The 11,363-nt window shown below is 28.5% G+C and carries 11 protein-coding genes; 4 read left to right on the forward strand and 7 right to left on the reverse strand.

What is annotated here, in order from left to right:
* The first annotated feature begins 252 nt into the window (after positions 1 to 252).
* From ABIN73_09870 to amrB, 4 genes are all read left to right on the forward strand, one after another.
* Positions 253 to 495, forward strand: a complete 243-nt coding sequence (locus ABIN73_09870) for a hypothetical protein (protein MEO0270032.1) — start codon at positions 253 to 255, stop codon at positions 493 to 495.
* Between the two features lie 1,026 nt (positions 496 to 1,521).
* Positions 1,522 to 1,947, forward strand: coding sequence for a hypothetical protein (locus ABIN73_09875; protein ID MEO0270033.1), 426 nt, complete (start codon positions 1,522 to 1,524; stop codon positions 1,945 to 1,947).
* Between the two features lie 191 nt (positions 1,948 to 2,138).
* Positions 2,139 to 3,512, forward strand: a complete 1,374-nt coding sequence (locus ABIN73_09880; protein ID MEO0270034.1) for an alkaline phosphatase family protein — start codon at positions 2,139 to 2,141, stop codon at positions 3,510 to 3,512.
* Between the two features lie 17 nt (positions 3,513 to 3,529).
* Positions 3,530 to 4,642, forward strand: coding sequence for an AmmeMemoRadiSam system protein B (gene amrB, locus ABIN73_09885; protein ID MEO0270035.1), 1,113 nt, complete (start codon positions 3,530 to 3,532; stop codon positions 4,640 to 4,642).
* 2 nt (positions 4,643 to 4,644) lie between these two features.
* On the opposite strand, the gene ABIN73_09890 is transcribed toward amrB, so the two are convergent.
* From ABIN73_09890 to ABIN73_09920, 7 genes are all read right to left on the reverse strand, one after another.
* Positions 4,645 to 5,451 (reverse strand): aldo/keto reductase, encoded by an 807-nt coding sequence (locus tag ABIN73_09890; protein MEO0270036.1) that lies wholly within the window; start codon positions 5,449 to 5,451, stop codon positions 4,645 to 4,647.
* Positions 5,451 to 6,245 (reverse strand): cytochrome c3 family protein, encoded by a 795-nt coding sequence (locus ABIN73_09895; protein MEO0270037.1) that lies wholly within the window; start codon positions 6,243 to 6,245, stop codon positions 5,451 to 5,453. Before ABIN73_09895 ends, ABIN73_09890 begins: the two co-directional genes overlap by 1 nt.
* On the reverse strand, positions 6,242 to 7,294 hold the full coding sequence (locus ABIN73_09900) for a cytochrome bc complex cytochrome b subunit (protein MEO0270038.1): 1,053 nt from the start codon (positions 7,292 to 7,294) through the stop codon (positions 6,242 to 6,244). Before ABIN73_09900 ends, ABIN73_09895 begins: the two co-directional genes overlap by 4 nt.
* Positions 7,295 to 7,307: 13 nt before the next feature.
* Positions 7,308 to 7,742: a Rieske (2Fe-2S) protein gene (locus tag ABIN73_09905; protein MEO0270039.1), complete on the reverse strand. Its 435-nt coding sequence runs from the start codon at positions 7,740 to 7,742 to the stop codon at positions 7,308 to 7,310.
* Positions 7,732 to 8,913: a multiheme c-type cytochrome gene (locus tag ABIN73_09910; protein ID MEO0270040.1), complete on the reverse strand. Its 1,182-nt coding sequence runs from the start codon at positions 8,911 to 8,913 to the stop codon at positions 7,732 to 7,734. Before ABIN73_09910 ends, ABIN73_09905 begins: the two co-directional genes overlap by 11 nt.
* Before the next feature lie 6 nt (positions 8,914 to 8,919).
* On the reverse strand, positions 8,920 to 10,035 hold the full coding sequence (locus ABIN73_09915) for an ABC transporter substrate-binding protein (protein MEO0270041.1): 1,116 nt from the start codon (positions 10,033 to 10,035) through the stop codon (positions 8,920 to 8,922).
* A 59-nt stretch (positions 10,036 to 10,094) separates the two neighbouring features.
* On the reverse strand, positions 10,095 to 11,363 hold a 1,269-nt coding region (locus ABIN73_09920), incomplete at its 5' end, for a cytochrome b/b6 domain-containing protein (protein MEO0270042.1).

Here is an 11,363-nt window from a genome sequence, read left to right on the forward strand (position 1 = left end):
AAGTTTTCTGTTGTCATATTTTAATTTTAAAATAAAGATTTATTTAGGGTCAAAAACTAAAAAATTTTTTAATCATAACAAAATCTCAGATTCGTTAAAAAAAAACGAAAAGGCTTTTTAAATTGTTATATATATAATAAGACCCTGAGAAATGGGTTAAATAAGGGGTTGAAAAAAAAATTGTATAATATTTTATCCTAAGAAATCGGTTCAATCCCGAACTTAGGGATAAATTAAAAAGGAGGAGAAAAAATGAAAAAAATTAGTAAAGAAATACTCTTTAAAAAAGAAAATAAGGAATTTCAAAGATACTCTATTTTATCAGGTTATAATTTTGGGTATATTCTCATAAGAAATTGGTCAGGAGATACAATAAGGGTTGGAAGTAATCCCTATACAGTGTCAAATGGTATTGAATTTGCTTTAAATCTTTTAAATGCTATAAAATATTTTGTTATGGAGATGCAACCTTTCAATGCGCTTTGGTGCTCCTAATGGGATGTGGTGAAAAATTTCAAAAATCTTTAAGGTAAGGATATGGGAGAGAAAAAAATATGGTCAATTAGAGTTATTATTGTAATATTCATTATTATCGTTGGTTTTTTAGATTATAAATTCTTCTCAAAACCTCCATGGCAGGTTGCTGTGGAGAAGTGGTTATTGGAGTTTTTTATAATTCTTCCTTTGTTGGTGATTATGCCATGGATAAAAAAAGAAGTAAAAGAAGTAGATAAGATTTTTTGGTTGTGGTGGTTTCTCATAATGAGTACATTTTGGATGGATATTTATTCACAAGTCAGGTATTCAACCCAAAGGATTATTCTCCTTCTCACGATGATACTTATATACTCTATAATTTTTTGTATATACTTTTTAGTCAAAATAAAATGAAAATTTTAAGGATATATTCTCAATACCAAAAATACCAAATGAACCAGATGGAGGAAACTCAATAATGGTTAGTTGTAAGTTAATGTGCCTTGGTAAGAATGGAGGATGTATCGTTGACTGTTATTTAATTAGTTGTTCTCCCGGTGAATCATGCTACTGGGATTGTGTAAGAAACTGTATTAACCCTTGTTATGTAAGAGTTACTTTTACCTGTTTTATTTGTTTAATAAAAGGATGTGGCAAAATAAATCAATAAAAAATCAAATTTTAAAAGGTAAAATAAAATGGTACCTTTTATTAAGTGGTTAATATTTACTATAATTTTTATTATTTGTGGATTTTGGGAGTATAATATTTTAAGAGGATTTTTAGATTATAAATTTCACATAATCCCATTGTTTCTTATTACAAATAAATGGTTAAATAATTTTCTCTTTGCTTTTCTCTTTTGGGTTCTCTATCCTGCCGTAAAAGAAAAAAAATATATGATCTTTTTACTCGTTTGGATTGGTTTTATTTTGGTAAATAATTTTAATTGGAATGTTAAACTATTTCAATATCCAAGATATTATTTCTTTGATATTATCTCTTACAGTGCAGTAATATTAATAATATTTTGGAAAATCTGGGATGAAAGATAAAGTTTCAAAAGTTTTAGGTATTTTTGTGATTTTATTCTGTTTATTTATCTATCCCTTTTTAGATGCTAACCTTTACAAATACTCTATTTTATATGGTATTTTTAAAACAATTATTTTTGCTTTACTCCTTATATTTTTTACCATTCTTCATAGTCTTTTCAAAAAATCCCCCTTTTTAAAAGATAAAAGGACAGAACTCACAATATTTATGACCCAGATACTCTCTACATTAATTTTTCTTCTCGGTTTTTTCCCTTATAAAAATTTAATGCAATTTTTTGGAACCCTTTTTACTATTTTTATATTTTTATATCTTCTTCCTTTTCTTTTTTATAAGGATTTATTTGTGTTCTGGAAAGAAGAAATTTTAAAGCACAAAGGGAAAAGATTATTTATAAGAGAAGAAATAAAATAAGTAAAATTGCCGTCTCTAAATCTGAAAGGGATATAAAAATCATAAAAAATTAAAAATGCTTTTAAAGTTAAGAATCTTTAAGAGGTTAAATATAAAAGTTTTATAAAAAAATTTCTATGTTGAAAGACTAATTATTGACTTTAAATATTTTTAAAAAGTATATTATTACACATATTTAAATAGGAGGAAAAATGAAACTTTTTGTTTTTGGTCTTGATGGAGTTCCCTTTGATTTTTTTGATAAAAAGTTGAAGGAAAAAACGCCGAATATTCAAAATCTAATAGAAAACTCCCAGTATGGTATATTAAAGAGTATAACTCCCCCTATAACTGTTCCTGCATGGGCATGCATGCTTTCTGGAAAAACACCAGGAGACCTTGGAATTTATGGTTTCAGAAATAGAAAGAAAGAAGATTATAAATTAAAGGTTTTAACCTCTCATGATTTAAAATCTGATACTGTTTTGGAAATACTTTCAAGAAAAGGAAAAAGAATTATATCTATTGGAATTCCACCTTCTTATCCACCGAGACCAATTAACGGTATAAGGATTTCCTGCTTTTTAACACCAGGACCTGAAAGTAAATATGCCTATCCTGAAGAAATAAAAAGTGAAATTGAAAAAAATTTTGGTGAATATATATTTGATGCAAAGGGTTTTAGAACAGAGAAAAAAGACTGGTTAAAAAAAGAAATCTATAAATTAACAGAACAGAGATTTGAGATTGTAAAATATTTTTTAAGAAAAGAAAATTTTGATCTTTTTTTCTTTGTTGAAATGGGGACAGATAGAATTCATCACGGATTCTGGAGGTTCTTTGATAGGGAACACAAAATGTATGAAGAAAATAATGAGTACCAAGATGTAATACCGGAATATTATGCTTTCCTCGATAAAAAAATAGGAGAGATTCTTGAAATATTACCCGAGGATACATGGATAATGGTTGTTTCAGACCATGGTGCAAAAAAAATAGAGGGTTGTGTTGCTGTTAATGAACTTTTGATTAAAGAGGGTTATTTAAAATTAAAGGAAAATTTTAAAGAACAAAAGCGTCTTGAACCCGAAATGATTGATTTTAAAAAAACTTATGCATACGGTGAAGGGGGCTATTATTCAAGAGTTTTTTTAAATGTAAAAGGTAGAGATAAAGAGGGTATTTTAGATAAAAAAGATTATGAAAAAGTGAGGAAAGAGTTAAGGGAAATTTTTGAAAATTTAAAAAATGAAGATGGTAAAAATATAGGAACAAAGGCTTTTTATCCGGAGGAAATATATCCTGAAGTTAAAGGTTTTCCTCCTGATTTAATTGTTATATTCGGGGATCTTGATTACAGGAGCGTTGGTTCAGTTGGAATAAATAAAATTTTTACCCTTGAAAATGATACAGGACCTGATGATGCAAATCATTCCTATGAAGGAATTTATATTTTAAAAAGTCCTGATGGAAATCTTAAAGGCAGGAAGGATGCAGAAATTTATGATGTAGCGAATACAATTTTAAAAATATTTGATATAAGTGATGAAGAAATTATACCTTTCAGGGGTAAGAGTTTAATTTAAATACTAAAAATATAAAAATGGAAGAAAGACCAAAGTTAAGATACTTTGATGTTATTCCTGACAAAAGAGGTTTTATTGTAGTTGATCCTTTTTCAATATCAAAGGAGATGTTTTTTTCAAGGGAAAGTTTTTTGCTTTTAACACTTATTGATGGTAAAAGAACTATTTCAGATATAAAATCAGAATTTTTAAAAATGACAGGTATAATTCTCTCAAATCTTGAGATAATAAACTTTATAAAGGAACTTGACAGAAATTATCTTCTTTATAATGAAAGGTTTTTAAAAAAAGTTAATGAGGAGAAGGAGAAGATGAAAAGTTCAGAATTTAAGGAGATTAAAATTGATAATAGATTAAAAGAACTTATTGAATTTTTTAAAAATAAAAATTTAGATATAACTAAAAAAATTAAAGCAATGATAATCCCTCACATTGATCCCTTTGTTGCAAGAGAGACTTATCAAAAATTTTTTTCTATTTTAAAAAATGTAAGAGAGAAAGTAATTTTAATCTTTGGTGTTCCTCACTTCTGGTTTGAAGTTCCTTTTTCTTTATTTCCAAAAAACTTCAAAGTAAATGGTAAGATAATTGAAACAGAAATTAACTTTGTTAATAAAATAAAGGAAAAATTTGATTACGATATAACATCGGATTATTTTTCTTTTAAAAAAGAACATTCAATTGAATTTCCTGTTATTTTTACAAGTTTTCTTGAGGAGGATAAAAAAGTTCTTGCTTTTCTTGTTTCTGAAAGTAATAAGGAAAAATTAAAGGAAATAGCAAAAAAATTGTTAGAAGTTATAAAAGAATTTAAAGGAGAATTTTTCTTTATATCAAGTATTGATCTATCCCATGTAGGAAAAAAGTTTGGAGATGAAAAAAGTTATGACCCTGAAGAGATTGATATAAAATACATTGATTATCTTTTGAATCTTGAAAATGAAAAAGCTTTTGATTTTTTAGAAAAAAATGAGAACATAACAAAAATTGATGGAAAAAATACAAATTTTCTTTTTTTTGAAATATTAAAAGATCTTGGTATAAAAAGAGGCACTTTAATTGATTATAAAAAATATTATGAGGAATTAACTGATTCCCTTGTAAGTTATTCACTTATAGTTTTTGAGTAAATTTAAAAATTTTCTTTTATTTTTTTAATATCCTCTTCTTCTAAATTAAAATTTAGAGATTCAATGTTTTCTTTTAAATGCTCAATATTTTCTGTCTTGAATATTATGAATATTTTTCTATGTCTTGTTAAAAAATTAAGAGCAACCTGAAAGGGTGATTTTCCGTATTTTTTACCAATTTCTTCAAGAACTTTAAAACCTTTAGTTCCCTTAGGAGGATTATTCTGCCATAAAGGTGAATAACCCGATAAAGTGATATCTTCATTCTCATAAAGTGGTAAAAGTTTTTCTTCCACATATTGCCAGTTTGAAAGATTGTATTCTATCTGATTATTTTGAATCTTATATTCTCTTAAAAGATTTTTAAATTTTTCATATTCTTTAATCTCAAAGTTTGAAACCCCAGCATATCTTACTTTTCCTTTTTCAATTAAATGATTGAAAGCATCAAGGGTTTCCTTTAAGGGATACTCTCCTGTGTAATAATGAAGTAAATAGAGGTCTATATAATCTGTTTTCAATTTTGAAAGGGAATTCTCACAGGATTTAATTACTCCCTTATATGAGGCATTGGAAGGTAAAACCTTACTTGTTATAAAAATTTTTTTTCTATCATATCCTTTAATGGCTTTACCGACAATTTCTTCCGCTCCAGTATACATTTCTGCTGTATCTATATGGTTTAGACCTGTATCAATTGAATACTGAATAACCTTTATCATTTCCCTTTCATTTCTTATTGCCCATGTTCCAAGAGAAAAAATCGGAATCTCCTCTTTAGTTTTACCCAGTTTTATTTTGGGTAACATTAAGATTTTATTTCTCTTTTTAATTCCTCATAAATTTTTCCGAAAACATAAGCAGAGATTAAAAAGAAAATTATAACTATAGCACCTAATAATTTTCTCCTATTAAGTATATCTTCTTTCTTTTTAATTTCCTCTTCAATTTTTCCAAGATCTGAATAAATTCCTCCAGTTTGTTCAAGAATGTAATCAACTTCAACAATATGAGTTAATCTTCTGAAGGAGTTTCTTGTTGCGAAGAGGTTTTTATTCAATTCATCCACATTGAATCCATTTATCCATAGTTCTTCTATTTTTTTTGATAATTTTAAAATTGTATTTTCAGTATTCATAAGTGCAAATTTGATTTTTTCAGCTCTTTCATAATCGTGACAGGTTGAACATAGTTCTCTATTAATGAGAAAAAGTCCGGCTTTTTGCTGACTGTGAGCTGTATGACAGGTAACACAGTTTGGACCATCAGGGAGAGTTTGTCCATGAGCACTCTTTAAATAATTTTCCTTAACACCGGCATGGCATTTTCCGCAGAATTCAGGAATTTCTTCATATTTAGGTTTTCCAATAAAGCCAAATTCTTCACTCATGGCAGTTTCTTCATCCTTTGGATTACCACCATGGCAGTTATGACAGGAAATAGCATTTTCAGCATGTATACTTTTTTCCCATTCATGGACAGGTTTCATTAAATATTCATCACCACTTTCAAGATGGCATTTTATACACACAGTTTTTTCATAGGAGAAAAGTTTTAAAGGGTATATTAAAAAAAATAAGATTATAAATTTATTATTTTTCATGATAAGTATCCCCAGATTGTTAATAAAATATAAAAAGCTATACCAAAAATCACAGCTCCGAAAAATAATGGTCTTTTCCATATTCTCCTTTCTGGATTTCTATCAATAAAAGGAATTAGAAAGATAAGAAGAGCTATCAAAATCTGTAAGAAAATTCCGAGGAATTCATTTGGAATCAATTTTAAAAATTGGTAGTTGGCAAGAAAATACCATTCTGGCTTTATGTGCTCTGGTGTTGAAAGTGGGTCAGCAGGAATAAGGGCATCATGAGGTATAACAAGTTGAGGGAAAAAGAATACAATGAATAATGTTAAGGCTAAAAATAAATATATAATTTTTAAATCTTTAAGAGCAAAATGGGGAAAGAAGGGCATCTTTTTAACCTTTGTTTCATCAGTTCCAGGAGGATAGGATATTCCTGTTCTTCTCATAACGAAAATATGTATGGCAATTAAAACAAAGATTGTGAAAGGTATAAAGGAGACATGAATTGAGAAAAATCTTCCGAGGGTGAATTGAGTTATTTTTTCCCCGCCCCTTATTAAATAAACAAGCCAGTCACCTATGAAGGGAAAAGCACCAGGAAAACTTGTGGCAACTGAAGTTGCCCAGTAGGAAAGCTGACTCCAGGGAAGAAGGTAACCTGACAGGCACTCAACAAGGACAAGGGCAAAAAGTAAACACCCTGTAATCCAGTGTATCTCCCTTGGTTTTTTGTATGATCCCATTATTAAAGTTGAAAGCATGTGAAAAAATAGGGCAAGAACAAATATGTTTGCTGCTACTGCATGAACCCTTCTTATAAGCCATCCCAAGGGAACTTCATTCGTAATAAAGGTGACACTTTCAAAAGCTTTTTCAACAGAAGGAATGTAATACATAAGGAGAAGAATTCCTGTAACAATCTGTATCATGAAAAAAGTAAGACATACAGCACCCATTGAATACCAGAAATTCAGGTTTTCAGGAACCATATAACCTGATAGATATTTCTCATAAAGCTCTTTTAATTTTAATCTTTCATCAATTGCCTTAAATAAATTTTTCATTTTCCCCTCCCCTTTAAGAAAGGACAATAATACCTTCAGGGGTTATATCTACTTTATATTTTTTTAAAGGAGAAGGTGGGGGTCCGGAGATAACAGCTCCATTTGCATCAAATCTGCCTGCATGACATGGGCAGAAAAATTCATTTTTTTCAGGTACCCATTTCACAATACATCCCAGGTGAGTACAAACTGCTGAAAAGGCATAGAGCTTTCCTTCTCTTCTTATCAAAATAGTTGGACCATCCTGAGATAGACCGAGCTCGTAACTTCCCTCCTTAACTATATCTTCAGGTATTGGATTTCCATTTTTATCCGTAAAAATATTGAGTTTCTTTTCTTCTCTTTTAGGTAAAAGATATAAAAAAACCGGAAAGATAAAAATTAAGCTTGTTATTGATAGTAAAAACCAGGCTAAATTTTTTAAAAAATTTCTTCTTTTATTTTCCATTTTTACCCTCCTTTTTAAATGTTTTTAAAAATGATATAAGTATATAAACAAAAATTAAAAAAATAATTAAAGAAAATATTATAAAACTTAGGTTTCCAATTTTCAAAGGTCTTTCAGTTTCAATTAATAACTCCTTTTCCTGTATTACAAAAAGCATTATATCAGGCTCAAGGAAAGGAATCCTGTATTCATATTTAAGTTGCGTTTTTAAAAAATAGGGACCCTTATCTTTTATATCAAAGGTAAAAACCTCTCTTCTTGTCTCTTTGGGTGAGATTCTATTATCTTCAACAACCTTATATGCCTCTGTAAAAATTTCATCCATTTCTGATAATACTTTGTTATCCTTATTTACTATAACCCTTTGATAAACTTTTTCCTTTTTTTCAAGTACTTCTCCGTATTTATTAAGGAGTAAGACTTCAAGAATTAACCTTCTTATTGGAACTCCTGTAGGCAATTTATGACCCGACTCACTGTTTGTAACATACACACTTGTTAAAATTTTATCTTTTTCAATTTTATATAGCACATTAAGGGAAGCTGCTTTTTTCAATCTTATTTCAGAATGCCCGCCCAAACATTTGTGATCTGTTATAAATCTTTCTGAAGGATAAACCTTTGGATCCACAATTTTCGTAAAAGGTATTTCTGCCATATGACAGTTTTGACAATGAATTCCCTTTGCACTGTATTCACTGTTTTTCCATTCATTGTAAGTATCAAGAACATAAACTCCGTATTTATTCTTAAATTCATGACAGGTTTTGCAGAATTCAGCCTTTAAGAAAATTTCAGAATATTTATTCTTGTGGCCTATATTTAAATTTTCAGGAATATCTGAAATTGGACCAAATTTTATGTTACCTATTTCAAGTTCAAAATTTCCATTTTTAACATCCCTTACACTATGACAGAAATCACATGTTATTCCTTCCTTTGATATTTCCTGTTTTATCATATAATCTTTTGTTTCAGAAACAGTGGGAACATGACAGGTTAAACAGAGTTTTTGTTCTTCGGGATTTATGATCTTTTTGTAAACATCTTGAAATACTGGGTCTTCAAAGCTCTGTGCGTGAAGTGAATTTTTCCATTCCTTATATATATCAGTATGACACTCACCACATTTTGATGCTAATGTAAAATTTAATATTAATATAGCTATCATATTCCTTTATTCAAAATAAAGTTTTGTAATAAACTTAAATCCTTCTTCTTCCGGCTTTAAAATAAATACCTCCCTGTTAGGATCTTTTTTACCATTAAAACTTATTCTACCTGTTACTCCTGTGAAATTTTTTAGATTAGTAAGATTTTTTACAAATTCTTCCCTGTCAATTTTTTGCAGATTTTCAATTATATAAACAGAAAGATTAAAAGCATCATAATAAAGTGCAGAAACAAAGGAAGGAATTTCTTTATATTTATTTTTAAAATCATTTACAAATTTTATTACATTTTTTGATGTATCAAAAGGAGAAAAGGGAGAAGTGATAAATGCTTCCACACCTTCCTTCCATAGATCTTTAAGGGAACTTATTAAAAGGGGAGAATACCATCCATCACCACCTAAGAAAGTAATATTTAATCCCTTTTTATATGCTTTTTTAATAAACATACTTACTTCTTTAACATATCCTGGAATAAAAATAAGATCTGGCTTATATTTTTTAAAATTCTCTATATGTTTAGAAAAAGAAGTATCTCCTTTTAAATAGAAGGCTTTAAATAAAATTTTTCCGCCCTCTTTATTAAATACCGCTTCAAACTGTTTTGAAAGTTCTTCTGAATAAGGATTTTGAGCTTCAAATAGAATTATAGCCTTTTTCTTTTTTAAATTACGAATAGCAAATTTTGCCAAATATGAACCCTGAGCAATATCTGTATAGGTTAATCTGAAAACAAAATTTTTACCTTCTGTAACAAGTGGGTTAGTTGCTGTGGGAGTTATGAGGGGGATTTTATTCTTTTCAGCAATTAAGGATGCAAAAATAGCAAATTTAGAAATTTCAGGTCCTATTATAAGAAAAGAGTTTCTATCCTTTTTAATTTCATCAAAAATTTCTTTTATTTTATTTATATCACTTTCTATATCCCTTATTATTACATTGATTTTTTTTCCTTTAATTTTTTTATTTTTAATCCTCTCATAAAAAAGCTTTATTCCCTTTTCTGCTTCTTTTCCGTAAACTTTTTCAGGTCCAGAAAGAGATACCAAAAAATAAATATTAATATTTCTACCACAGCTCAAAAAATAAAAAAGGAAAAGAATTTTTAAGATTCTTATCATAATTTTTATAATTTTAATTTTTTTAACTATTTAATTTCAAAAAGAAAATATATTAATTTTTATTTTTTTAGATAATATGAGAAAACTCTGTCTTCAAACATTAAAGGATTCATAGGGTAAACTTCAGGATCAAAAATTGCCCAGTAGAAATGCCAGGTTAATATTGCAAGAGTTGCAAGGATAGCTTCATAAAAGTGAATCAAAAGGAATATATCAAGTATAAATGAAGGTATGAAATTTAAAAAGAAATCCTTAAACCATAGAGCAATACCTGTTATACTCATTATAATAGTTCCCCATACCAAAGCCCAGAATTCAAATTTTTCATAAAAGGTAAATGGGTGGTTCAGTTCTGGTTTTTCTTTTTTTATATTCAGGTTATATAAAAGTAAATTTATTGCATCGGAGATGTCCTTAAGATTAAATAAGAGTTTAGAAAATTTTTCTCTCCCTTTTTTTGTAAATAACATAAGAAAGATCGTAATTACAAAAGAGATAATAGTTACTGTTCCTGCAATTCTGTGTAAAAATGCTCTCAAAGCACCATTTCCTATTTTAACAAAAAAGCTGAAAAAGAAATTTTCTGGATAATGATGTGCAAAACCTGTATAAACCAGAATGAAAAAGGAAATTATGTGGATTAAATGAAGCTTTCTTTCAAAATAGGAAAATTTAGTATTTTCAACTTTTTCAAGTTTAAATTCTCTAAATCCTTTTACGAGAAATTCCTTTCTTTTCTTCCAGTAATCTAAAAAGCAATAAATAATCATTGATGTTATTGTGACTATTATGAGCAATATGTAAATAAGGGACACAACTTTTTTTATTATTTGAATATTTCTATCTATCCGCTCATGAATAGGACCAATAAAACCAGTTTTTTCCGCAATACCTTTGTGACATTTTCCACAGGTAATTGGTAAATTTTTCTTATTTACAGGTGATTCAGGGTCACTTGAAGGAAGTATAGAATGATTACCGTGACAGGATGCACAGTTTGCAACTTTTAGATTGCCTGCTTCAAGTTTTACTCCATGATAACTTGCAAGGTAACTTTTTAATTCCATAACAGGTATTCCGTATCTTTCACTCAGTTTTACACTTTCATGACAATCAGCACATGTTTTTGGTATGTTCACGGGATAAACAGGAGATTTTGGATCCCAAGGAGGAAGTATCCTGTGTTCTGAGTGACAGTCTATACAGGAGGGGGCATCAAAGTTTCCAAATCTTATTGCACGGAAATGGTCACTTTTTACATATTCTATGTATTCCTTTTCATGACATTTTGAACAGGTTTTAGGAACATTTTGTTTATAAATTGTTGA

Source organism: candidate division WOR-3 bacterium, assembly GCA_039804025.1.
Taxonomy (GTDB): domain Bacteria; phylum Hydrothermota; class Hydrothermia; order Hydrothermales; family JAJRUZ01; genus JBCNVI01.

Coding starts and splice junctions, on each gene's coding strand:
- ABIN73_09870 (MEO0270032.1), top strand. CDS start 253: ATGAAAAAAATTAGTAAAGAAATACTCTTTAAAAAAGAAAATAAGGAA.
- ABIN73_09875 (MEO0270033.1), top strand. CDS start 1,522: ATGAAAGATAAAGTTTCAAAAGTTTTAGGTATTTTTGTGATTTTATTC.
- ABIN73_09880 (MEO0270034.1), top strand. CDS start 2,139: ATGAAACTTTTTGTTTTTGGTCTTGATGGAGTTCCCTTTGATTTTTTT.
- amrB (MEO0270035.1), top strand. CDS start 3,530: ATGGAAGAAAGACCAAAGTTAAGATACTTTGATGTTATTCCTGACAAA.
- ABIN73_09890 (MEO0270036.1), bottom strand. CDS start 5,451: ATGTTACCCAAAATAAAACTGGGTAAAACTAAAGAGGAGATTCCGATT.
- ABIN73_09895 (MEO0270037.1), bottom strand. CDS start 6,245: ATGAAAAATAATAAATTTATAATCTTATTTTTTTTAATATACCCTTTA.
- ABIN73_09900 (MEO0270038.1), bottom strand. CDS start 7,294: ATGAAAAATTTATTTAAGGCAATTGATGAAAGATTAAAATTAAAAGAG.
- ABIN73_09905 (MEO0270039.1), bottom strand. CDS start 7,742: ATGGAAAATAAAAGAAGAAATTTTTTAAAAAATTTAGCCTGGTTTTTA.
- ABIN73_09910 (MEO0270040.1), bottom strand. CDS start 8,913: ATGATAGCTATATTAATATTAAATTTTACATTAGCATCAAAATGTGGT.
- ABIN73_09915 (MEO0270041.1), bottom strand. CDS start 10,035: ATGATAAGAATCTTAAAAATTCTTTTCCTTTTTTATTTTTTGAGCTGT.